Annotated in this window: 23 protein-coding genes; 13 read left to right on the top strand and 10 right to left on the bottom strand. The window is 67.0% G+C overall.

What is annotated here, in order from left to right; genetic code table 11:
* From pcaH to CXY78_RS05995, 7 genes are all read left to right on the top strand, one after another.
* The gene (gene pcaH, locus CXY78_RS06025; protein WP_233197439.1) at positions 1-810 is read left to right on the top strand and encodes a protocatechuate 3,4-dioxygenase subunit beta; all 810 of its coding nucleotides are present in this window, start codon (positions 1-3) and stop codon (positions 808-810) included.
* Positions 803-1,366: a protocatechuate 3,4-dioxygenase subunit alpha gene (gene pcaG / locus CXY78_RS06020; RefSeq protein ID WP_092341584.1), complete on the top strand. Its 564-nt coding sequence runs from the start codon at positions 803-805 to the stop codon at positions 1,364-1,366. Before pcaH ends, pcaG begins: the two co-directional genes overlap by 8 nt.
* Positions 1,359-2,903 carry a lyase family protein gene (locus CXY78_RS06015; RefSeq protein ID WP_104088567.1) on the top strand — a complete coding sequence of 515 codons (1,545 nt, stop codon included), beginning with the start codon at positions 1,359-1,361 and terminating at the stop codon, positions 2,901-2,903. The genes pcaG and CXY78_RS06015 overlap by 8 nt, the downstream gene beginning before the upstream one ends.
* Positions 2,900-4,234 carry an alpha/beta fold hydrolase gene (locus CXY78_RS22075; protein WP_092341586.1) on the top strand — a complete coding sequence of 445 codons (1,335 nt, stop codon included), beginning with the start codon at positions 2,900-2,902 and terminating at the stop codon, positions 4,232-4,234. The genes CXY78_RS06015 and CXY78_RS22075 overlap by 4 nt, the downstream gene beginning before the upstream one ends.
* A gap of 12 nt (positions 4,235-4,246) precedes the next feature.
* A complete protein-coding gene (locus tag CXY78_RS06005; RefSeq protein WP_092341587.1) occupies positions 4,247-5,041 on the top strand; it encodes a CoA transferase subunit A in 795 nt (264 codons plus the stop codon).
* The gene (locus tag CXY78_RS06000; protein WP_092341588.1) at positions 5,041-5,715 is read left to right on the top strand and encodes a 3-oxoacid CoA-transferase subunit B; all 675 of its coding nucleotides are present in this window, start codon (positions 5,041-5,043) and stop codon (positions 5,713-5,715) included. Before CXY78_RS06005 ends, CXY78_RS06000 begins: the two co-directional genes overlap by 1 nt.
* 136 nt (positions 5,716-5,851) lie before the next feature.
* A complete protein-coding gene (locus tag CXY78_RS05995) occupies positions 5,852-7,078 on the top strand; it encodes an acetyl-CoA C-acetyltransferase (protein WP_104088566.1) in 1,227 nt (408 codons plus the stop codon).
* Positions 7,079-7,161: 83 nt separating this feature from the next.
* Here CXY78_RS05995 and CXY78_RS05990 read toward each other — a convergent pair whose 3' ends face one another.
* From CXY78_RS05990 to CXY78_RS21850, 5 genes are all read right to left on the bottom strand, one after another.
* The gene (locus CXY78_RS05990) at positions 7,162-7,986 is read right to left on the bottom strand and encodes a hypothetical protein (RefSeq protein WP_104088564.1); all 825 of its coding nucleotides are present in this window, start codon (positions 7,984-7,986) and stop codon (positions 7,162-7,164) included.
* Between the two features lie 113 nt (positions 7,987-8,099).
* Complete coding sequence (locus CXY78_RS20700) at positions 8,100-8,288, bottom strand: hypothetical protein (RefSeq protein WP_140425668.1); 189 nt, start codon at positions 8,286-8,288, stop codon at positions 8,100-8,102.
* 432 nt (positions 8,289-8,720) lie between these two features.
* On the bottom strand, positions 8,721-9,974 hold the full coding sequence (locus tag CXY78_RS05985) for an acyl-CoA dehydrogenase family protein (protein ID WP_092341591.1): 1,254 nt from the start codon (positions 9,972-9,974) through the stop codon (positions 8,721-8,723).
* 306 nt (positions 9,975-10,280) lie between these two features.
* The gene (locus CXY78_RS05980) at positions 10,281-11,150 is read right to left on the bottom strand and encodes a metal-dependent hydrolase (protein WP_104088563.1); all 870 of its coding nucleotides are present in this window, start codon (positions 11,148-11,150) and stop codon (positions 10,281-10,283) included.
* A 147-nt stretch (positions 11,151-11,297) separates the two neighbouring features.
* The gene (locus CXY78_RS21850) at positions 11,298-11,420 is read right to left on the bottom strand and encodes a hypothetical protein (protein WP_255408738.1); all 123 of its coding nucleotides are present in this window, start codon (positions 11,418-11,420) and stop codon (positions 11,298-11,300) included.
* Between the two features lie 179 nt (positions 11,421-11,599).
* Between CXY78_RS21850 and CXY78_RS05975 the strand changes: the two genes are divergently transcribed.
* Positions 11,600-11,845: a hypothetical protein gene (locus CXY78_RS05975; RefSeq protein WP_134505318.1), complete on the top strand. Its 246-nt coding sequence runs from the start codon at positions 11,600-11,602 to the stop codon at positions 11,843-11,845.
* A 51-nt stretch (positions 11,846-11,896) separates the two neighbouring features.
* Here CXY78_RS05975 and CXY78_RS05970 read toward each other — a convergent pair whose 3' ends face one another.
* From CXY78_RS05970 to CXY78_RS05960, 3 genes are read right to left on the bottom strand one after another with little or no spacing between them, the layout of a single operon-like run.
* Positions 11,897-13,243 (bottom strand): threonine/serine exporter ThrE family protein, encoded by a 1,347-nt coding sequence (locus tag CXY78_RS05970; RefSeq protein ID WP_104088561.1) that lies wholly within the window; start codon positions 13,241-13,243, stop codon positions 11,897-11,899.
* Positions 13,240-14,463 (bottom strand): acyl-CoA dehydrogenase family protein, encoded by a 1,224-nt coding sequence (locus tag CXY78_RS05965; RefSeq protein WP_233206103.1) that lies wholly within the window; start codon positions 14,461-14,463, stop codon positions 13,240-13,242. Before CXY78_RS05965 ends, CXY78_RS05970 begins: the two co-directional genes overlap by 4 nt.
* A gap of 10 nt (positions 14,464-14,473) precedes the next feature.
* On the bottom strand, positions 14,474-15,334 hold the full coding sequence (locus tag CXY78_RS05960; protein WP_104088560.1) for a DUF4349 domain-containing protein: 861 nt from the start codon (positions 15,332-15,334) through the stop codon (positions 14,474-14,476).
* Positions 15,335-15,475: 141 nt separating this feature from the next.
* On the opposite strand from CXY78_RS05960, the gene CXY78_RS05955 reads away from it, so the two are divergent.
* Both CXY78_RS05955 and CXY78_RS05950 read left to right on the top strand, forming a co-directional pair.
* Positions 15,476-15,697: a hypothetical protein gene (locus CXY78_RS05955; protein ID WP_092341596.1), complete on the top strand. Its 222-nt coding sequence runs from the start codon at positions 15,476-15,478 to the stop codon at positions 15,695-15,697.
* Between the two features lie 2 nt (positions 15,698-15,699).
* Positions 15,700-16,539: an alpha/beta fold hydrolase gene (locus CXY78_RS05950; protein WP_104088558.1), complete on the top strand. Its 840-nt coding sequence runs from the start codon at positions 15,700-15,702 to the stop codon at positions 16,537-16,539.
* Here CXY78_RS05950 and CXY78_RS05945 read toward each other — a convergent pair.
* Both CXY78_RS05945 and CXY78_RS05940 read right to left on the bottom strand, forming a co-directional pair.
* Positions 16,536-17,492, bottom strand: a complete 957-nt coding sequence (locus CXY78_RS05945) for an SDR family oxidoreductase (protein ID WP_104088557.1) — start codon at positions 17,490-17,492, stop codon at positions 16,536-16,538. The two genes, CXY78_RS05950 and CXY78_RS05945, sit on opposite strands and share 4 nt — an antisense overlap.
* A 394-nt stretch (positions 17,493-17,886) precedes the next feature.
* Positions 17,887-18,837, bottom strand: coding sequence for a nucleoside hydrolase (locus tag CXY78_RS05940; RefSeq protein WP_092341599.1), 951 nt, complete (start codon positions 18,835-18,837; stop codon positions 17,887-17,889).
* Between the two features lie 192 nt (positions 18,838-19,029).
* Here CXY78_RS05940 and CXY78_RS05935 point away from each other — a divergent pair, with 192 nt between their 5' ends.
* The 3 genes from CXY78_RS05935 to CXY78_RS05925 all read left to right on the top strand — a co-directional run bounded on the left by CXY78_RS05935 (position 19,030) and on the right by CXY78_RS05925 (position 20,933).
* The gene (locus tag CXY78_RS05935; protein ID WP_092341600.1) at positions 19,030-20,148 is read left to right on the top strand and encodes an adenosine deaminase; all 1,119 of its coding nucleotides are present in this window, start codon (positions 19,030-19,032) and stop codon (positions 20,146-20,148) included.
* Positions 20,149-20,217: 69 nt separating this feature from the next.
* Entirely contained in the window at positions 20,218-20,661 is a 444-nt protein-coding gene (locus CXY78_RS05930) for a PTS sugar transporter subunit IIA (protein ID WP_092341601.1), read from the top strand.
* Complete coding sequence (locus CXY78_RS05925) at positions 20,658-20,933, top strand: PTS sugar transporter subunit IIB (protein ID WP_092341602.1); 276 nt, start codon at positions 20,658-20,660, stop codon at positions 20,931-20,933. The genes CXY78_RS05930 and CXY78_RS05925 overlap by 4 nt, the downstream gene beginning before the upstream one ends.
* The last annotated feature ends 75 nt before the right edge of the window (positions 20,934-21,008 follow it).

Below are 21,008 nucleotides of genomic sequence, written 5' to 3'. Positions count from 1 at the left end.
GTGCCCCACGACTTCGTTTCGGCCCCTACGCCGGGCTCTGGCCGTGAATCTCAGGATTCCATCACCATTGAGATCGAAGCGATCGAAGCGGATGCCGCCGCCCGCGTCGCCGCCGGCGGCTCACCCGAGATGCAGCCCCGCCGCGACTACGCCCCGTACCGCAGTTCCCTGCTGCGTCACCCCACCCACGAGCTCGTGCGCGTCGACCCGGAAGAGGTCGAGCGTGTCTCACCCGCCTTCGGCCACACCGACGTGAACGTGCTGGAGAGCGACCTCACCATCCAGCACGCCGGCGAACCGATCGGCGAACGCATAACAGTGAGCGGCCGTGTGCTCGACGGCGAGGGCCGCCCGGTGCGACACCAGCTGATTGAACTGTGGCAGGCCAACGCCGGCGGACGCTACGTGCACAAACGCGACCAGCACCCAGCGCCGCTCGATCCCAACTTCACCGGAGTCGGCCGCGCCATCACCGGAGACAGCGGCGAATACTCGTTCACCACCATCAAGCCCGGGCCCTACCCGTGGAAGAACCACCTGAATGCGTGGCGACCTGCCCACATCCACTTTTCACTATTCGGCACCGCGTTCACGCAGCGCCTGATCACGCAAATGTACTTTCCCGGCGACCCGCTGTTCGCCCTCGACCCGATCTACCAGTCGATAGCGGATGCCGACGCTCGCGCCCGCCTGGTCGGGCAGTACGACCACAGCCTGAGCGTGCCCGAATTCTCGCTCGGCTACAACTGGGACATCGTGCTGACCGGCCCGAAGTCCACCTGGATGGAAAGCGAAGACGCCGATGAATAAGCTCCAAACACCGTCGCAGACCGTCGGCCCGTTCTACGGCTACGCCCTGCCCTATGCGGGCGGACCTGAACTGGTTCCCGGGTACCATCCCCGCGCCATCCGCTTTCACGGAACCGTCACCGACGGCGCCGGCGAGCCGATCCTCGACGCCCTGCTCGAGATCTGGCAGGCCGACGAGAGCGGCACGCTCGTGCGAGAGCTGGGCAGTCTCGACCGCGACGGCTTCACCTTCACCGGGTTCGGCCGCTGCGCGACCACGATCGCCGGGCACTACACCTTCACGACGCTCAAACCGGGGGCGGCCGGCACCGCAGCGCCGTATATTCTGGTGACGGTCTTCGCTCGCGGAGTCACCCACCACCTGTTCACCAGGGCCTACTTTGCCGAGGATGCCGCGCTGCACGCGACGGATGCCGTGCTCAGCAGCCTGCCTGCTGACCGCCGGAACACACTCATCTGTGTCTCAGAGGGAATTGTCGGGGGAGCCGAGTCATACCGCTTCGATATTCGCGTTCAGGGCGAGAACGAGACAGTATTTTTGGACTTTGATGACTAATTTCACCTTTGATGTCGGGCTGCTCAATCCGCTGAGCCACGGCACCCGCGAGTCTGAGCTCACGAGCGATCAGGCCTGGTTGCAGGCGATGGTCGACGCCGAGCTTGCGCTGACTCGCGCGCTCGTCGACGCCGAGCTGGCCCCCGAATGGATGCTCGCAGTCTGCGACGCGCTAGCGGATGCCAGGCAATTCGACCTCCGCGCCATCGCTGCCGAAGCCAGAAACGGCGGCAATCCGGTGATTCCGTTTGTGAAACACCTCGGCCGCGCCGCCGAACGGGTGCGTGCCGGGGCGTCGGACCACCTTCACGTTGGCGCGACCAGCCAGGATATTCTCGACACCGCCGCGATGATCGTGGCCCGCAAGGTCATCTGCGAGCTCATCCACCAGCTCGATTCCTTCGGCGCCGACCTCGCCGACCTCGCCGACGAACACCGCGGCACCGTGATGAGCGGCCGCACCCTCGGCCAGCAGGCCTCGCCGACGAGCTTCGGCTTCGTCGCGGCCGGCTGGCTCGACGCCGTGCTGCTGATCGTCACCCGTCTCGAAGGCATTCGTGACTCCCTGCCGGTACAACTCGGCGGAGCCGTCGGCAACCTCTCCGTGCTCACCGAAATCGGCCGCGCCAGGCGCAGTGAAACACCAGCCTCGGAGATTCTCGACACTGTGCTGGAGCGGTTCGCTGACCATGTCGGCCTAGTCGTGCCGCGCCTCAGCTGGCACACCAACCGGGTCGTCATCTCCGAACTGGCGTCCGTGCTGGCCGCCGCGACCGGGGTCGCCGGCACCTTTGCTCTCGACGTGTCGGTGCTCTCCCGCAACGAAATCGCCGAGGTGAGCGAACGCCTCGCCCCCGGCCAGGGAGGCTCCAGCGCTATGCCGCACAAGCGCAACCCCGTCTCAGCCGTGCTGATCACTGCGGCGGCGTTGCAGACGCCGGGTCTCGCATCCACTCTCTATGGAAGCATGCTCGCTGAAGACCAGCGCCCGAGCGGGGCCTGGCATGCCGAATGGCAGTCGCTGCGGGTGCTCGAACGGCTCACGATTTCGGCGGTGACCGGTGCCGCGTCGCTCGTCGCTCGCCTCGACGTGGACCCCGATCGCATGCGCGCCAACCTCGACCTGACCGACGGACTTGTGTTCAGTGAGCGAGTCACCACGATTCTGGCCGAAACCGTCGGCAAGACCACGGCGTTCGCGCTAGTCGAACGCGCGTCCCAGGAGGCGTTCGCTACCAACCGGCCGCTGCAGGTTGTCCTCGCGAGCATCCTCATCACCGAGGGCTGTTCCGACGAACTGCGCGCGCAGATCTGGGCGGCCTTCGACTATGAGGGCCAGCCCGGCCAATCGGCGGCCGGCATCGACCGCGTCGTGCGCGCCTTTCGCCAGCGATCGGATGCCGCCGCACGGCGTGCCCGGGCGGCCAACTCTACCGATATGGTCGAAGGAGACGACGCGAAGGTGGGCGCCCCCGCTCGCTCGAACAATGCTCGCTCGAACAATGCTCGATCCAACAATGACGTGAGGACCGCATGACCCAGCCCGTCATTCACTGCACCATCGAGCCGGCGCGAAACGGAGACGCCAACGCGCCACTGATCGTGCTCGGCCCCTCGCTCGGCACCACCACCGGCCTCTGGGCCACCGTCGTGCCGGCGCTCGCCGCCACCCACCGGGTGCTGTGTTACAACCTGCCCGGGCACGGGTTCAGCCCGAAGGCGTCGGCCGCATTCACCCTCGAGGAGGTCGCCGACGCCGTCGTTGGCCTCGTCGATTCCCTTGGTGTCGACACGTTTCACTACGCCGGAATCTCCCTCGGCGGCGCCATCGGCCTCGCCCTCGCCGTGAACCACCCAGGCCGCCTCGTGAGCCTCGCCGTGTTCTGTTCCGGCGCAAAAATAGGTTCGTTCGAGGCCTGGACCGAACGAGCCGCCGGGGTGCGGGCGAGCGGCACCCCCTCGCTCATCGCCGGCAGCGCCTCCCGCTGGTTCGCCACCGACTTTCTCGGCCGCGACCCCAAGGCCGGCGCGCACGCCCTCAACCAGCTGCTCGACATCGACGACGAATCCTACGCACTCGCCTGCGAGGCGCTCGCCGTTTTCGACCAAACGGATGCCCTCAGCGGCATTCGCACGCCCGTTCTGTGCGTCTCGGGCGAGTTCGACGAGGTGACACCGACCGCGCAGCTCGAGGAGCTGGCTGCCCGCATCCCGGGCGCTACATCGGCCGTGATCGCCGGGGCCGCGCACCTGCCGTCGCTTGAGCGGCCGGCCGAGGTCGGCGCGCTGTTGGCGGAGTGGGTGGCGGGAGTATCGGCTACGCCGGGCCCGGCCGGTGCTGGTCGTGCCTCGGGTACCGGTTCTGGTGGAGGCGTCGGTTCTGGTGCCGACGTCGGTTCCGCGGCGCCGCGACCCACCACCGCGGCCGAGCCGCTGCCGGGAGGCCGCACCGCAGCATCCGCTTATGACGACGGCATGGTCGTGCGCCGCGCGGTACTCGGCAACAAGCACGTCGATGCGGCGACCGCCGCGATCACCCCCGAAACCGCCGTGTTCCAGGACTTCATCACCCGCTACGCCTGGGGCGAAGTCTGGACCAGGCCGGGCCTCGACCGGCGCACCCGCAGCTTTCTGACCATCGCCGCGCTCGTCACCGGCGGGCACGAGGGCGAGCTCGCGATGCACGTTCGGGCCGCCCTGACCAACGGGCTGACCCGCGCCGAAATCAGCGAGGCGATTCTGCACACCGCAATCTATGCGGGCGTACCGGCCGCCAACGCCGCATTCGCCGTGGCCCGCGAGACCTTTGCCGGGCTCGATGCGGCTGCTGATACCTGCACCGACGACACCACTATTCGGCCCAGCTAAGGACTTCGAACCATGGACAAGACCTATCCCTCCGCTGCGGCTGCCGTCGCTGACATTCCCGATGGTGCGTCGCTCGCCGTCGGCGGGTTCGGCCTGGTCGGTGTACCGATCGTGCTCATTCGTGCGCTGCTCGCGCTCGGCAGTACCAACCTGCACGTTGCGTCGAACAACTGCGGCGTCGATGGGTGGGGGCTCGGCGAGCTGCTCCGCGAGGGCCGGATCAGCCGGGTTATCGCTTCGTACATCGGTGAGAACAAGGACTTCGCCCGCCGCTACCTCGGTGGTGAGCTCGAGGTTGAGCTCACCCCGCAGGGCACTCTGGCCGAGCGGTTGCGCGCTGGCGGCACCGGAATTCCGGCGTTCTACACGGCGAGTGGCGTGGGCACCATGGTCGCCGACGGCGGACTGCCGTGGCGCTACGGCCCCGGCGGCGAGGTCACCGTGTCATCGCCGCCGAAGGAGACCCGGCTGTTCTCGTCGCTCGGCAGCGAGAAGGAATACGTGCTCGAAGAGGCCATCGTCACCGATTACGCCCTCGTGCGTGCAGCCAAGGGCGACCGGCACGGCAACCTCGTGTTCGAGAAATCGGCCCGCAACTTCAACCCGGTGGCCGGCATGGCCGGCCGCATCACCATCGCCGAGGTCGACGAACTGGTCGAACCCGGCCAGATCGACCCCGACGAGGTGCACCTCGCCGGCATCTACGTGAACCGCATCGTGCAGCTCGGCGCGGTGGATGCCGCTGATCTGCCGATTGAGAAGACGACGACGCGGCCGCGACCGTCGACGGAAACTGGGGCGAACTGATGGCTCTCACGCGTAACGAGATGGCTGCCCGCGCCGCCCAAGAGCTCGCCCCGGACTCATATGTCAATTTGGGCATAGGCCTCCCGACGCTGATTCCGAACTTTCTCCCCGACGGTGTGCACGTCGTGCTGCACTCCGAGAACGGTGTGCTCGGCGTGGGCCCGTACCCGTGGGAGGGCGAGGCCGACCCCAAGCTCATCAATGCCGGCAAAGAGACCGTCACGGTCAACCCGGGAGCGGCGTACTTCGACTCGGCGCAGAGCTTCGGCATGATCCGCGGCGGGCTGATCGATGTGGCCGTGCTCGGCGCCATGCAGGTGAGCGTGGTCGGCGATATCGCCAACTGGGCGGTGCCCGGCAAGATGATCAAGGGCATGGGCGGCGCGATGGACCTCGTGCACGGCGCCGACACCGTCATCGTCGTCATGGAACACACGACCAGGACCGGCGAGTTCAAGATCAAGAAGGTCTGCGACCTGCCTCTGACCGGCAAGGCCGTCGTCACGCGCATCATCACCGATCTCGCCGTGATCGACGTCAGCCCTGACGGCCTCGTGCTGCGCGAGGTCGCGCCTGGCGTCACCGTCGCCGAGGTACAGGCCGCCACCGAGGCCACCCTGCTCGTGCCGACCCCGCCGACCACCATCACGACCCTGATCGGCGCTGGCACGTGATGCTGCTCGCCGCGACGACCGTCCGAAACACCCGCACCGCCCTGTGCGGGTTGCCCGCCCGGTGTGCCCGTCGCGACCGGGGCGCTGTGCCAGCCCGGAATTGCTTCACCACCACCCTCAGCAACGGAGCCGCCGCATGACCACCACCACCACCCTCCGCCAGGTCGTCATCTGCGAACCGCTCCGCACGCCGATCGGCCGGTTCGGCGGCGCGTTCAAGACCGTCGCCCCGGCCGACCTCGCTGCGGCGGTCATCGTCGCGCTGCTGGAACGCACCGGACTCGACGGCGCCCTCGTCGATGACGTCATCTTCGGCCAGGCCTATCCCTCGGCCGAGGCCGCGCCCGTTGCCCGGGTCGCCGCCCTCAACGCTGGCCTGCCCGTCACCGTCGGCGGCGTGCAGGTCGACCGCCGCTGCGGCAGCGGCCTGCAGGCCATCCTCGACGCCGCGATGCAGGTGCAAACCGGCGTCAGCGATCTCCTGATCGCCGGCGGCGTCGACGTCATGAGCCAGGCCCCGCTCTACACTGTCGATTCCCGCTGGGGCCTGGCCGGAACCGCCGGCGTGCTGCTGCGCGACGCCCTCGGCCGTGGCCGCGAGACCGCCGGCGGACGCAACTATCCGGTGCCCGGCGGCATGCTTGAAACCGCCGAGAACCTGCGCCGCGACTACAGCATCGACCGCGTCGAACAAGACCAGCTCGCTGTGGAATCCCAGCGCCGCGCCCTGGCCGCCGTCGCCGACGGCCGCTTCGTCGACGAGATCGTGCCGGTCACCGTACCCGGTCGAAAGGGCCCCGTCGTCGTCTCCGTCGACGAAACTCCGCGCGACACCACCCTCGAGGCCCTCGCAGGCCTCACACCGATCATGGGCAAAACGGATGCCGCAGCCACCGTCACCGCCGGCAACGCCAGCGGCCAGAACGACGCCGCCGCCGCGTGCATCGTGACCACCCCGGAGCGGGCGGCTGAACTCGGGCTGACTCCGATCGTGCGGCTTATATCGTGGGCACGCGCCGGAGTCGAACCATCCCGCATGGGCCTCGGCCCGGTGCCCGCGACGAAGCTCGCACTCGAGCGCGCCGCGCTCACTCTCGCCGACATGGACCTGATCGAACTCAACGAGGCCTTTGCCGCTCAGGTGCTCGCCGTCAGCCGGGAGTGGAACTTCGTTCCCGAAGACTGGGCCCGCACCAACGTCAATGGCTCGGGCATCTCGCTCGGTCACCCGGTCGGCGCGACCGGCGCCCGTATCCTCGCCACCGCGAGCCGCCACCTGCAGCGCACCGACGGACGCTACCTGCTCGAAACCATGTGCATCGGCGGTGGGCAGGGCCTGGCGGCCATCTTCGAACGCGCCTAGCAGCATCCGCTTCGCCGAGGTGTGAGTTTGAGCCCGAAATTTGCTCAAAATGACCCCAGACTCACACCTCGGCGAGCGGATGGCTACCAGCGGGCGCCGCGTGCGGCCAGCGCAGCGCGCACTCGGCGCAGAAGTTCCTGCCCGCCGTACATGAGGTCATCATCGGTAATGCGAACCATGCGCCAGCCCTGGTCTTCGGCCCGCTCGCGTCGCGTGATGTCCTTACGGAATTGCTTCGGGTCCGTGCGGTGACCGTCGCCTTCATACTCGACGCAGACCCGAAATCGCGGCCAGGCCAGGTCGACGCGGGCCACAAAGTAGCCGTCGGAGTCCCGAATGACAAAATTGACCTCGGGTTCTGGAATGCCGTCATCCACGATGAACAGGCGCGTCTTGGTCTCCTGGGGTGAATCGACCGCGGCGCGTGCGAGACTCGCGGCTTCCCGCAGGGCGCGGCATCCGCGTCGTCCGGTGAGTTCGGCCGCGACAACTTTCAGCTCCTCGGGTGTGTGGATGGGATTTCGACCCCGGCAGAGAAAATCCGCAGCAGCGACGAGTTCGACTCGCCTGAGCGTCGGGGCGACATCGATCCAGGTGTGCAGGAGCGACGTCACCCGAAGGCCCTCGACCTGGCCAATGACGAGCACCTCCCGCTTGTGCCCGACGGTCCCCACCATCTGCGGAGCCCGGGCATTCTGCGGCACGCTGACATGCAGGCGTCGGTCTGTTTCGAGCCGATAGGGCAGCCACATTCCCTGGATTACGGCAGCCGTCGCGTGGCTGAAGACGTGAGTCGCGGGCATCCGTTGTGAGTAGGCCTTGGTCAATTCGAGAACGGATGCCGGTTGCGCGTGATCAGCACGCAGACGTCGATAGGGCAGGGCAGCACGATCATGCGGAGTGGACATAGAGGAATAGTGTATTGAATCGGGATCGCGCATATTCGTTATGCACCGGCAGCCTCTGATTCGCCGCCGAGGTGTGAGTTTGCGCCCATTCTCGGCCAAATTCGGGCTAGCACTCACACCTTGGCGAACGGATGCTTCAGACCACGCCGACATCGAGGTTGATGTAGCCCAGATACCCCGTTGCGGTCATCATCGAAGCCGACCTGGGCGGTCAGTACGGTGGCCTTGTTGACGTGCACCTTCAAGTGGATGTGCACGGTGCGGTCCCGATACCAGCCTGGCCAGATCGTCGTGAACTGCACGATCCCGTTGGCGTCGGCGACCTGGGCCCCGCGCAGATAGGTGCCGTCGTCGCCGGGCGTGGCCTCGGAATCGCCCTCGGTGTAGCTGCCGTCGGTCGTGGCACCAGACCCGCCAGAACCAAAGCGAGGTCGTTGCGAATGGAATCCACGTCGAAGTAATACGGCCCGGCCGTGCGCGACTCGGTCTCAGTGCCGCAGGATGACCCGACCGCGTCGAGCTTGGCCACGATGTCGCCGGCCGCGCTCGTCGACGGGGTCAGTGTTGCCGTGCCGCTCGAGGTCGCCGCCGTGGTCGCTGAGCCGGGCTCGGCCGTGCTGCACGCGGTGAGCAGGGCACCGAGTCCGATCGATCCGCCCAAGCCGAGGGCCCTTCGGCGGCGTTGTGAGGCGGCCAGCGGCATCCGTCTTGGGGATCTCCGGGCCCGCAAAACGCTACTGGAACGCGGAGATGCCGGTGATGGCGCGGCCGACCACGAGGGTGTTGATTTCGTAGCTGCCCTCGTAGGTGTATAGCGCTTCGGCGTCGGCGAAGACGCGGGCCATGCCGAAATCGGTGGAGATTCCATTGCCGCCGAACACAGAACGGCCGAGCGCCACGGACTCCCGCATGCGGGCGCTGGAGGAAGCCTTGGCCAGCGCGGCGTGCTCGGGCCGCAGCGTTCCGGCCTGCTGCAGCTGGGCGATGCGTACCATCGTGCCGAGCGACGTCGTCGCGTTCTCGAGGATGCGTACGAGCTTCTCCTGCACGAGCTGGAACGAGGCGATCGGCTTGCCAAACTGCTGGCGCTCGAGGGCATAGCGCAGGGCATGGTCGTAGGCGGCGAATTGCAGCCCGACGGTCTGCCAGCCGACCCACACGCGGGAGTTGGTGAGCAGCCGGTTGGTGTCGCGAAAGCTCGAGGCTCCCGGAAGGCGGTCGCGCTCGGCGACCACGACATTGTCGAGGGTGATCGTGGCGTTCTGCACGATGCGCAGGGCGATCTTGTTTTCGATGGCCTCGGCCTTGTAGCCGGGCAGGGTGGCGTCGACGATGAAGCCCTTGATCTGGTCGTCGGCGGTGTCGCGCGCCCAGACCAGCACGTTGGCGGCGAAGGTTCCGCTGCCGATCCAGCGCTTGACGCCGTTCAAGGTCCAGCTGGAGCCGCTGCGCGTGGCGGTCGTCTCCATATTGCGCGAAACGTCAGAGCCGTGCTCCGGCTCGGTGAGGGCGAAGGCTCCGATCTTGCGCAGGGAGACGGCGTCGTCCAGGTAGCGTTCGTGCTGGTCGTCGGTGCCGAGCTGGGCAATGGCCGCCGCGAACAGTCCGCTATGCACGCCGACGAAGGTGGAGATGGAGGCATCTACCCGGGAGAGCTCGAGGGTCATGAACCCGTGCAGCAAGAAATTGTTGCCGCGGGCGCACAGCTCAACCAGGTTGAGGGAGGTGAGCACGGGAATGATCTCGAACGGGAAAGTCGCGTTGTTCCAGTGCTCGGCCACGACCGGGCGGATCTCGCGTTCGAACACAGCACGGGCCTGGGCTACGAGCTGCTGTTCCTCGGGGGAGAGCAGGTCCTGGTAGGAGAAGAAGTCGGCGGTGGGGCCGGTGAAGAAAGCGGGGCTGGCGGCATCCGTTTCGGGGTAGGCCGTTGCGTCGTCTATGCCGCGGGTGGCGGCGATGTCGGTGCTGGCAATGACAATGCTCATGGCTGGTCCTCTCTGACCTGGTACACCTTAATTGTGCGCCAATGAGCCCAATTGCGCAATCTCTCGCCTGAAGACCGTGCATAATGCAAAAGACTTGGGGGAGGAGGCCCGCCAGATTGCCCTCTCTGCGCGAGTGGACCAAGCGCCCAATTGTAAGCCCCCGAGGCGGGCGCCAGGAGGTGATCGCCGAGGTGCGTCATCGACCCGTGAGTTTCGTGCGCCGAGGTGTGAGTTTGAGTGCGAATTTTGCTCAAAATGGCCTCAGACTCACACCTCAGCGAGCGGATGGCTACCGCGCGCGACCCGCTAGCGCGTCGCGGAGGTGTTCATAGTCAAAACGTCGGTGCCGTCCAGGTCGTGCAGGCCCAGCGTCACGTTCACGACACCGAGGGTGCTGAGCGACGAAACGTGGGTGCCGCCACAGGGGATTCGCACGCTCGTGCCCGGCAGCTCGCAGACCCAGTAGCGGCGATCGGTCAAAAGGTCGCCGTCGCGGTCGATGTGCACCGCGGCTTCCGTTGATGTCCAGTCCAAGAGGGTCGCGTTGATGGCTGCTTCGAGCTGGGGCAGCGCCTCGGCGAACCCGTCCACGGAGAAACCCTTTTTGCGCAGCGACTTGCCGAGCCGGTAGGTGTCGACCGAGGCGTTCGGCCCGATCAGCGACTCGTCGATGGCGAGGCCGTCGAAGTCGGGATGGCCCAGGGCGTCGGGGCGCACCTCCTTTTTCCAACGGTCGGCGAGTGCGAGGTTGAGCGCGAGCGAGGCGAGGTGGCAGCTCGTGTGCCCGGCGCTCGTACTGTCGCGCAGGCCCTCGTCGACCTCGACGGTGACGGTGTCGCCGGCCGACAGCCCGTCCGTCTCGACCACGTGCACGACGACGAAGGCCCAGCCGGGCGTTCCCTTGCCCACCGGAATGTCCTCGCCGATATACAGCGCTGACCCGTCGGTGGCGCCCACGATGCAGTCTTCGACCGGCCAGAAGGCGGCGCCGTGGTGCAGCAGGGCGAGGTCGGGGCCCTGGTCGGGCCAGCCCGCATCGACCGGATGCACGGGTGTCACGTCGAGCAGAACCGCAAACCCGCCGCCCGGCAGCAGCTCGGAGTGCAGAATGGTCGCCTGGGCGTCGACCGCGCCACCCGGGTAGAGCACACGGGTGTCTTCGGTGGGCAGGGTCATGGCTGGTCCTTTCACTGTGGCAGACGGCGCGTCATCCGAGCGGATGCTGCGGCGCAAGCGGGTACATCAACCCAGCGGATTGAAGTGGTGCGAGAAAAAAAGAGGTGCCGCCACGATCGTGGCGGCACCTCGTGCGCTGGTTGGAACCTAGCTCTTGCGGGCCCGAGAAGCGGTCTCTTCAGACTTCGCCTTCTTGTCGGCCCTCTTTTCCTTGAGGGACTTGTCGGCAACCTTCTTGGTTGCATCCTTTTTCGGTGATTTGTCAGCCATTGTGTACTCCTTCGCGCCGAGCCGTGGGGCCCCGTCACCTTGAGAATACGCGGGTTTAGCGCAAACGGCATCTTGCGGCACGGCTCAGCCGGCCAACCCGCCGGCAGCCCTGTGCACGACTGCCGGTGTGTCGTATGCTGTCGCTCTACCGAACCGTTTCTCGTCGAAAGGTCACCCTCATGAGCCATAGCGCCACCTACCGTGCAGTTCTCTTTGGACCGAACCCGATCGCCGCCGGAACCGAAGTGGAGCTGGAATATATCGACGGTGCCTACCAAGACGTCGTGGTGCTCGAGTCGGTCGAAGATACGGAAACGATCACCCGCACCTACAGGCGCGGTCGGGAGACCGAGGAGCCCATTCCGTACCGGTTCGTCGAAGAAGACGTCGCCGAAGACGACGGAGAGGCCGACGTTCCCAACTGACGCGAGTGGCGGCATCCGCTTTCACAGCGGATGCCGCCACTCGTTCGAAAGTTAAATGCGCTTGGTGGAGTCCCGGCCGAGCCGCACCGGCAGGGCCATGAGCGGTCCGACGAAGCGGCGCTGCAGGCGACGAGCCGGACCCCAGACGATCTGCACAACGTACTGCGACAGAAGAGCGCCGGCCGCGAGTGCCATGGCAATGCCCGCCGCGGTGAGCAGCGAGAGCAGCCCATTGATGTCGCCCTCCGAGAGCTTCAGCAGTCCGCGAAACAGGGTGAGCCCGGGAACGAGTGGTACCAGGGCCGTCACCATGATCACGAGCGGGGGAGTGCGCACCATGCGCGCGGCGACCGCGGCGAGCAGGCCGACGCCGAGGGCGCTCGCCGCTGACCCCCAGACCAGGCCAAATCCGCCGGCCATCGCGGCCACGAACAAAAACTCAGCGAGGGCGCCGAGCACACAAACCACCCAGATCGCCCGCCACGGCACCTGAACGGCGAGCGCAAACCCGATAACGATCACCACGGCAGCCACCAACAGCACCGGCAGAACGGCCAGGGTCACGATCGGGTTTGAATCGATCTCGAGAACCAGGCCGAACCGCGCCAAAAAAAGCGCCGAACCGGACACCCCGGTGACCAGGCCGGCCGTGATCAGCAGCGCCTCGACCAACCGGGCGGTGCCGGTGAGGTAGAACCCCGACAGTGTGTCGTGCACGGCGCCGAAGGTGGTGACGCCGGCCAGGAGCATGATGATGGTGGCGACGACCACGAGTGAGGGGCTCGCGGTGGGGTCGATCACGCCCACGATCGCGGCGACGATCGGGCCGACCGCACCGCCGACCACGGTCTGGTAGAACAGCGGAACTTGCCGGTGGTCGAGCACCGAAGTGATCCAATCGATGATCCAGGTGGCGATGAACGCGGCGATGATCACCGTCGGCCCACCGCCGATCAGCACGGCAGCGCCCGCACCGACCAGGCTCCAGCCGATGCGGCGCCACTGTTTGGGCACCTGAGGCTTCGAGCTGACGATGGTCGCCAGAATCTTGCGCGCCTCGGCCACCTCGATCGGCTTCTCGATGATGTCCGCGATCAGCTCCGAGGTGGCGGTGAGCTTGGAGTAGTCGAGGGTTCGGTATTTCACGTTGCGGCTGCGGGTGATCGACTCGTGCGTCGCCGGGTCTTCCTGCGTGAGCGTGATGATGGTGTGCGTGATGTTCGCGTCGGTGCCCTTGAGCCCGTAGGCACGGGTGAGCGCGATCATCGCGGCGGTCGCGTCTTCGGCACCGGCTCCGGCGGTGAAGATAACTTCCGCGAGTCGCATGGTGAGGTCGAGAACGGCCCGGGTATAGCCGGAGTGGTCGAGGGTGATGGCGGTGGTCTTGCTGAAGGTCATGGGGTGGGCAGATCAATCGGGCCGAGAACGGATGCTGCGGCGGTGGCGTGCGCGGAATCCGCGTCGGAGGGGTGGAAGAAACCGGCGAGCACGTCGCGGTAGAGCCGGGAGAGTTCGGAGGTCGTGTTGTAGGCCTGGCCGCCGGCGACTTGCACGGCGGTGTCCACGACGAACTTGGCGTTCTGTGTGGCCCGGTATTTGAGCCCGGACAGCTGCGCGAACCAGGCCGGTCCGACCGTGAACGAAAGCTCGTCGACCGCGCGGGCGAGGGCGTCGATTTGCGGGTAGATGCCGTCCATCGCGATGACGAGGTCGCCGACCCGCCATCGGGCCACCGGATCCTGCGCATGCGTGCGCCCGTCGTTCTTCAGCGAGGTGCGCCGGTGCGCTCCCGCGACGGCGAGCTCCAGCGCGCGCCGGCCGATTCCGGTGTAGACCGCGGAGAGCAGAATCTCGAAGTTGGCGAAGATTCCGGCCACGAGCGGGTCGCCGTTCGGACCGACCGGCAAGCGTCGCACGACCCGGTCGGGGCGGGCCAGAGCGCCGTCGAGCACGGTGCTCTGGCTCTGGCTGGCGCGCATGCCGAGGGTGTTCCAGTCATCTTTGGAGCGGATGCCGGCATCCGCTTTCTCGAGAAACGCCCAGACGATCGCGGGGTCTGACGGGTCGGTCGAGTCGAGTCCGAGGGTGCCGAGCCGGGTCCAGGCGGGGGACAGCGACGTGAAAACCTTGGTGCCGGTGAACCGGTAGCCGCCTTCTGGCGTAGGGCGGGCGTCCGTTTGGGAGCCGAACAGAACCAGGTCGTTGCCGGGTTCGCTCACGCCGAAGCCGAAGATTTCGCCTCGGCCGGCCTCGTCGAGCAGAAAGTCGAGCGAGCGGTCGCCCTGGGCGTGCAGGCCGCGGGCGACGCCGGTCCAGACCAGGTGCATGTTCACGGCGAGGGCGGTGGCCGGGGCGTGCGCGGCCAGTCGGGTCTGCTCGCGCATGATCTGCTGCAGGGTGAGTCCGAGTCCGCCGAACTCTATCGGCACCAGGGCGCGCAGGTAGCCAGCGGCGACGAGCGCTTCGAGGTCTTCGGTGAAGAACGCGTTGGCCTGGTCATACCCGGCAGCCCGCGAGCGGATGCCCGCCAGCAGCTCGGCGGACAGCAGCGATTCGTCGCTGGAGGGTACAAAAACGGGCGCCGCGGGCAGGGCTATAGCAGGGAGAAACTTGGTCACACAGACAAGCCTATGCAGCCTTGCGGCGCCGCGCGAACATGCGCACGATCAGAAGCACAATTGTCCCCACAATCGCCAGCAGGACCAGCCAAGGCAAGGCAACTCCGAGGCCCACCAACAGGCCGCCGAGGGCGGTCACGAGGGCGGTCCAGCCGGCGATGATTCCGCTCCAGAAGGTGTCGGGACCGCTCGCGGCGACGGTGCCCTCCGCGACCAGTTCGAGCTGCACGGTGGAGTAGTCGATCTGGTCGGCGAGGTAGTCGCGCTGGGACTGCAGGCTTTCCAGCTCGCCCTGGCGACTCGACAGGGCACTTTCGATGCTGATCAGGTCGGCCGTGGTGGTGGCCGACGCCATCAGCGCCAGCAGCCGGTCGACCGAGGTGGTCAGCGCGGTGATGCGGGCGTCGAGGTCCTGGCTCTGCTGGGTCACGTCCTGCGCGGTGAGCGTGACGAAGTTGAGGGTGCCGAGCTTTTTCAGCTCGGCCAGGGTGCGGTCGAGTTCGTCGGACGGAATGCGCAGGGTCAGGTTGGCGCTGGCCGGCTGCACGTCGGTGGCCGGGTTTTCGCTGCGGCTGTCGACCCGGCCGCCGGCCTGTTCCGTGATCGTGACGGCCGATTCGCTCGCTTTCACCGGGTCGGTGGCGGTGATCGAGAGGGATCCGGTGGTGATGACATCGCGGCTGGAGGTGTTCACGTCGCCGGTGGTGCCGGTGACGGAGGACTTATCGCCCGCGGCAGGAGCTACGCCGCCGGAGACGCTTTCCGACGAATTTCCCGAATCGCGGTTCACCGAGCTGCCGCTGTTCGTCGTGCATCCCGCCAGCAAAACGGCCGACAGAAAAACCGCGATCACACCCCAAGTTCGTCTCATGTCTCACTGTATTGGCGCGCCGACGCCCGGGACTGGAGGCAGTCTGGGAGTCGGATCACAATTGGGACTCGATGTCTGTCCCCCGAAGTAAGGTCGTGGGGTCGGCGGTTCAGCCCGACTCGCAACGACCAGGAGGACGACATGGGATTCATTGACGATGCCAAGGATGCACTCGACGCCACCGGCAAGAAGATCGGCCGGGCTGTGGATGACGCCAAGGACCGCGTCGAAGACAAGGCCGATGAGGTCAAAGCCGACGCCAAGGTGAAGAAGGCGGAGGGCGACGTGAAGCACGCCGAGGCCGAGCGGGGCGTCACCGAGGCCAAGAATGACTTCAAAGCCACGCTGCGCGACGATAATTAGATATGACCTGGTGGGCGGAGCGGATGCGCAGAGCGCGTCGGCCCCGCCCGCCGCTCTTGCACGTCGCAACGGATGCCGGCAGCGGCCCGGTCGTCATTCTCGTGCACGGCATCGCGTCGTCGTCGGTCACCTTCTACGAGGTGATCCCGATGCTGACGCCGAATCACCGGGTGATCGCCGTCGACATTCTGGGCTTCGGCCAGTCGCCCGCGCCAGACGGGTGTGAGTACCGGCTGGAGGATCATGTCGGGGCCTTGGCCGCGACCATCCGCTCGCTGAAGCTGAAGGAACCATTCGTTCTGGTCGGGCATTCGCTTGGCAGCCTGATCAGTACCCGGTATGCGGCCATGGAACGGCACGGTCGGTTCTGGGCAGCGTGGCGCCGGCTGGCCGCCCGCGGACCGGTCTCCCGCTTGCTGCTGGTGGGACCGCCGGTGTATCTGTCGCCGAGTGATATCGGGGATCCGCGGGTGCGGGCCCGGGTGAGCGCCTACCTGCGTGCCTACGATTTTCTGCGCGCCAACAAGGAGTTCACACTCGCCAACGCCGCGATCATGTCGCGCCTGCTGCCCAAGGGCATCTTCGAGCTGACCGAGAAAACCTGGACGCCGTTCATCAAATCGATGGAGCACTGCATCGAATCGCAGACCGTGGTGAGCGACATCGCGAGCCTCACTGTGCCGGTCGATGTGATCTATGGGGCGCTCGACGCGTTCATCGCGCAGGGCAGCATGACCGTGATCGAGCGGATGCGCCACGTCACCATGCACCGCGTGGAGGCCAACGACCACATCATTCGGAAGCGCCTTGCCCGGGTGCTGGTGAAGGTGATCGACGGCTAGACGGCCGGGAAGGTGACCCCGGTGAGCTCCTCGGAGAGCGACCAGAGGCGGCGGGCATCCGCTTCATCGAGGGAGCGCGGGGGCAGCTTGGCCGGCGCGGGGCTGCCGGTGAGTTCGCCGAATCCGCCGGGGCCGTAGTAGCCGCCGCCGGCCGCGGCCGGGCTCGTCGCCGCGTAGAGTGCGGGCAGGATGCCCTGGTCGATCTGCTGCCACATCCAGCCGATGCGGTGGCTGGCTTCGTTCACGGCGAGGAAGACCTTCGCCGACGCGCCGTTGTGCGTGGGCCCGGTGATCTGCAGGTTCGTGACGGTCGCGCCGGGGTGCGCGGCGACGCTGCGTACTCCCCAGCCCCCGACAATGCTGCGCCGGTTGAGTTCGCGCGCGAACATGAGCGTCGCCAGTTTGGAGAGAGCGTAGGCGCGGTGCGGGCGGTAGCGCAGGCTCTGCAGGTCGGTGAAGTCGAGGCGGCCGGTGCGGGCGATCAGGCTTGAGAGGCTCACGACCCGGCTGGTTTCGGCGGCGCGCAGCAGCGGAAGCAGGTGGGCGGTGAGCGCGAAGTGGCCAAGGTGGTTGGTGCCGAACTGCAGCTCGAACCCGTCTTCGGTCTCGTCGCGCACGGGCGGCATCATGAGGCCGGCGTTGTTGAGCAGGATGTCGATCGGGCGGCCCTCCTTAGTGAGTTCCTCGCCGAATCCGGCGACGCTTGACAGCGACGCGAGGTCGAGGTGACGGATGCTGAGGGTCGCGTCGGGGTTCTCCTCCTTTATCCGTTTGATGGCCTCGCTGCCCTTCTCCTCGTTGCGCACGGCGAGGATGACCTCGGCGCCCGCCCGGGCGAGGCGGCCGGTGAGTCCGAACCCGAGTCCGCTGTTGGCGCCGGTGACGACGGCGAGCTTGCCGCGCAGGTCGGGAACCTGGATATCGGGGAGGGTCTTGGTGCTGGTCTTCGTCATGAGGCTCCCGTTGTCGTGGTGCTCTATTGAACCCGTTCGGGCGGGGGAAGTCACGCGGCTGCCGGTGTGCCGGGCACATTCACGGGTGCGCACTGGCCGGTCTGCGACTGCTCCGCGGCTGCGATTTCGCTCCAAGACAATGCCCCAACTCCCGCGCATTGGCGCAGCCCCCGCGAATCAGCGCACCTCCCGCGCAGCGTGGCGCCACCTCGCCGGGCCACGTCCCGCCTGACCCACCTGCTCGCACCCTCGCTGAGCTTGCCCCGCTTCTCGCCTGACCCCTCACTCTCGGGGACGGGGCCCAGGCCCCGTCCCCGGGCCCAGTTTACAAACTGGGCCCAAGGCCCGGGCCCGGGCCCCGTCCGTCTTGCCGGCGCCCTGCGGGCCGGAGCGCTCAGCCCTGCGGCGGGTCGCCGATGCGTTCGAGGGCGTCGACGATGAGCGCCCAAAACTTTTCGTGGTCCAGGTCGACGGCCACCTGGGTGGTGCAATCCGATGGGGCCGGCGCGCGAAAGTCCGCTACGGTCATGCCGAGGGTGAGGGTTCCGGCCAGTTCCACGTCGAGCGGAGCCTTCCGCACGGTGATCACACTCGGATCGATCACGTAGGCGACCGCGCACGGGTCGTGCACCGGTGGAAAGTCGAAACCCTGTGCATCCTTGTAGGTCTCGGCGAAGAAGGCCAGCAGATCGCCGACGAACCGGGCCGGCGCCGTGCCGACGGCCGCGATGCGGGCGACGATATCGGGGGTGGCGAGAGCCTGGTGGGTCAGATCGAGCCCGATCATGGTCAACGGCCACTTCTCGTTGAAGACGATGTGGGCGGCTTCGGGATCGATGACGATGTTGAACTCGGCCGTGGCCGACCAGTTGCCCACGTGGTAACCGCCGCCCATCAGCACGACCTGTTTGACCCGCTCGACGATGCGCGGCTCCTTACGGGCGGCGAGGGCGATGTTGGTCAGCGCGCCGGTCGGCACGAGGGTGATCTCACCCGGCTCGTGCGCCATGATCGTGTCGATGATGAGGTCGACGGCGTGCCGGCCGTCGAGCTCGAGCGTGGGTTCGGGCAGCACCGGGCCGTCGAGGCCGGACTCGCCGTGAATCGACGGCGCCGTCTCAATCTGCCGAACCAGTGGGCGCGGGCATCCGGCGGCAAATGGCACCCCGGTGATGCCGGCCACGCGGGCGACCGAGAGAGCGTTGCGGGTGACCTTGGCGAGGGTCTGGTTGCCCATCACGGTGGTCACGGCGACGAGGTCGATGTTCGGATTGCCGTGCGCGAGCAGCAACGCGATCGCATCGTCGTGGCCGGGGTCGCAGTCGAGGATGATTTTGGTGGGCACAGCTCAGGGTACGTGGTCGTGCGCTTTCCGGGCCCGGTGCAGTCTGCAAGACGCAGCGAGGACGGGCGACCAAAGCGACGGGAGGCGCGGCATCCGCTCACCGCATTTCTGATGGTCCGTCCAGAGCGCCTCCGATAAGCTGGGCGCGCGGTTGTAGTTCACATCCGTCCCCGTACCGAGGAGCTTGTTCGTATGACTTTGATCGAGGAATTCCTCATGCCCGGCGGCGGCACGAGCATCAACACCCTGCCCAAGGTCTCCCTGCACGACCACCTCGACGGCGGCCTGCGCCCGCAGTCCATCATCGAGCTGGCCGACTCCATCGGATTCGTGCTTCCCACAACGGATGCTGACGCCCTGGGCGAATGGTTCTCCGACCAGTCCAACGCCGGCTCGCTCGTGGAATACCTGAAGACCTTCGACGTCACGACGGCCGTGATGCAGACCCGCGAGGGCCTCAGCCGCGTCGCCCGCGAATTCGTTGAGGACCTCGCCGACGACGGAGTCATCTACGGCGAGATCCGCTGGGCTCCCGAGCAGCACCTAGCCCGCGGACTCACTCTCAACGAGGTCGTCGAAGCCGTGCAGGACGGTATCGAAGCAGGCATCGAGAACGTCGAGCAGTCCGGCCGCAGCATCCGCATCGGCCAGCTCATCACCGCCATGCGCCACGCGAACCGCGGCCTCGAGATCGCCGAACTCGCCGTGCGCTACCGGTTCGACGGCGTCGTCGGGTTCGACATTGCCGGTGCCGAAGCCGGCTTCCCGGCCGGAAACCACCGGGCAGCCTTCGACCTGCTGGCCCGCGAATTCATGCCGGTCACCGTGCACGCCGGCGAGGCCGACGGACTCGACAGCATCCGCGGCGCCCTGTTCGACGGCCGCGCCCTCCGCCTCGGCCACGGCGTGCGCCTGGCCGAAGACGTCACGATTGAACGTCAGGACGACGACAACACCTTCGTCACCCTCGGCCCGGTGGCCCAGTGGGTGCGCGACCGCGAGATCACGCTCGAACTGAGCCCCTCCTCGAACCTGCAGACCGGAGCGGTCGCCGCCTGGGGCGAGGAACTGTTCGACCACCCGTTCGACCTGCTCTACCAGCTCGGCTTCAAGGTCACCGTCAACACCGACAACCGTCTGATGAGCGACACGACCCTCACTCAGGAGCTCGCCCTGCTCTCGGATGCCTTCGGTTACGACCTCGGCGACCTCGAGACCTTCCAGCTCAACGCGGCCCACGCCGCCTTCCTGCCGCTGGAAGACCGCGAAGAGCTCGTCGAAGCCATCGAAGCTGGCTTCGGCGACGCCTGAGACCGGCCGCCCGAGCCGGCACCTCCACGACCCGGCTCACCCGCACCACCCGTTTACCCGAAAGAAATCATGCCTCTCCCGCACCTCCCGCTAAACGCCATCACCATCGGCGCGCACGCTGACGACTGGCCGGCCGCCATCACGGCGGCCGGTGACGCCCTCGTGCGTTCCGGCGCCGCGACATCCGCTTATACCGAGCGCATGATCGCGGTGATTCGCGAATTCGGCGCGTATATCGTGATCGCGCCGGGCCTGGCGCTCGCGCATGCCCGTCCGGGAGCGGATGTTCTCACCGACGGACTCTGCGTCGTCACCCTCGCCGAGCCGGTCGCCTTCGGGCACCCGCACAACGACCCGGTCAGCGTGATCGTCGGTCTGGCCGTGACCGGCGCCGACGACCACCTGCAGTTCGTCGCCGAACTCGCCAACGTGTTCAACGACCCGAAGGTGATTTCGGCGCTGGCCGGCGCGACCACCGCCGAGTTCGTGCAGAGCGTGTTCGGTCGATCATGAAGATCGTCGTGATGTGCGGAATCGGCCTGGGCACTTCGGCCATCCTCAAGGTCAATGCCGAGCGCGCTCTCGAACGCCTCGACATCGACGCTAGTGTGCAGGCCACGGATGTCGCCGGTGTGCGCGCCGCCGCCGCCGACGCGCAGGTCATCCTGACTTCGTCGGAACTCGTCAACGCGATCGGCAAGACCAACGCCGACGTCATCGTCATCAACAACTACTTCGACGTCGACGAACTCGTCGCCAAGCTTGAGGTCGCCCTGGGCTCCTAGCCCCCGCTTTGTGCGCACGCGGGTAGCGTTCGGTGCCCGCATTGCGGACGGTTTACGCATCGCCGATGGTGCCCG

It is taken from the genome of Cryobacterium sp. N19, from assembly GCF_002929595.1.
GTDB classification, from domain to species: Bacteria; Actinomycetota; Actinomycetes; order Actinomycetales; family Microbacteriaceae; genus Cryobacterium; species Cryobacterium flavum.
The sequence above is the reverse complement of the archived record's forward strand: the minus strand, read 5'-3'. Positions and strand labels throughout refer to the sequence as shown.

Excerpts from the sequence above, each read along its gene's own strand:
- pcaG (WP_092341584.1), top strand. The coding sequence starts at position 803 with ATGAATAAGCTCCAAACACCGTCGCAGACCGTCGGCCCGTTCTACGGC.
- CXY78_RS06015 (WP_104088567.1), top strand. The coding sequence starts at position 1,359 with ATGACTAATTTCACCTTTGATGTCGGGCTGCTCAATCCGCTGAGCCAC.
- CXY78_RS22075 (WP_092341586.1), top strand. The coding sequence starts at position 2,900 with ATGACCCAGCCCGTCATTCACTGCACCATCGAGCCGGCGCGAAACGGA.
- CXY78_RS06005 (WP_092341587.1), top strand. The coding sequence starts at position 4,247 with ATGGACAAGACCTATCCCTCCGCTGCGGCTGCCGTCGCTGACATTCCC.
- CXY78_RS06000 (WP_092341588.1), top strand. The coding sequence starts at position 5,041 with ATGGCTCTCACGCGTAACGAGATGGCTGCCCGCGCCGCCCAAGAGCTC.
- CXY78_RS05995 (WP_104088566.1), top strand. The coding sequence starts at position 5,852 with ATGACCACCACCACCACCCTCCGCCAGGTCGTCATCTGCGAACCGCTC.
- CXY78_RS05990 (WP_104088564.1), bottom strand. The coding sequence starts at position 7,986 with ATGTCCACTCCGCATGATCGTGCTGCCCTGCCCTATCGACGTCTGCGT.
- CXY78_RS05985 (WP_092341591.1), bottom strand. The coding sequence starts at position 9,974 with ATGAGCATTGTCATTGCCAGCACCGACATCGCCGCCACCCGCGGCATA.
- CXY78_RS05980 (WP_104088563.1), bottom strand. The coding sequence starts at position 11,150 with ATGACCCTGCCCACCGAAGACACCCGTGTGCTCTACCCGGGTGGCGCG.
- CXY78_RS21850 (WP_255408738.1), bottom strand. The coding sequence starts at position 11,420 with ATGGCTGACAAATCACCGAAAAAGGATGCAACCAAGAAGGTTGCCGAC.
- CXY78_RS05975 (WP_134505318.1), top strand. The coding sequence starts at position 11,600 with ATGAGCCATAGCGCCACCTACCGTGCAGTTCTCTTTGGACCGAACCCG.
- CXY78_RS05970 (WP_104088561.1), bottom strand. The coding sequence starts at position 13,243 with ATGACCTTCAGCAAGACCACCGCCATCACCCTCGACCACTCCGGCTAT.
- CXY78_RS05960 (WP_104088560.1), bottom strand. The coding sequence starts at position 15,334 with ATGAGACGAACTTGGGGTGTGATCGCGGTTTTTCTGTCGGCCGTTTTG.
- CXY78_RS05955 (WP_092341596.1), top strand. The coding sequence starts at position 15,476 with ATGGGATTCATTGACGATGCCAAGGATGCACTCGACGCCACCGGCAAG.
- CXY78_RS05950 (WP_104088558.1), top strand. The coding sequence starts at position 15,700 with ATGACCTGGTGGGCGGAGCGGATGCGCAGAGCGCGTCGGCCCCGCCCG.
- CXY78_RS05945 (WP_104088557.1), bottom strand. The coding sequence starts at position 17,492 with ATGACGAAGACCAGCACCAAGACCCTCCCCGATATCCAGGTTCCCGAC.
- CXY78_RS05935 (WP_092341600.1), top strand. The coding sequence starts at position 19,030 with ATGACTTTGATCGAGGAATTCCTCATGCCCGGCGGCGGCACGAGCATC.
- CXY78_RS05930 (WP_092341601.1), top strand. The coding sequence starts at position 20,218 with ATGCCTCTCCCGCACCTCCCGCTAAACGCCATCACCATCGGCGCGCAC.
- CXY78_RS05925 (WP_092341602.1), top strand. The coding sequence starts at position 20,658 with ATGAAGATCGTCGTGATGTGCGGAATCGGCCTGGGCACTTCGGCCATC.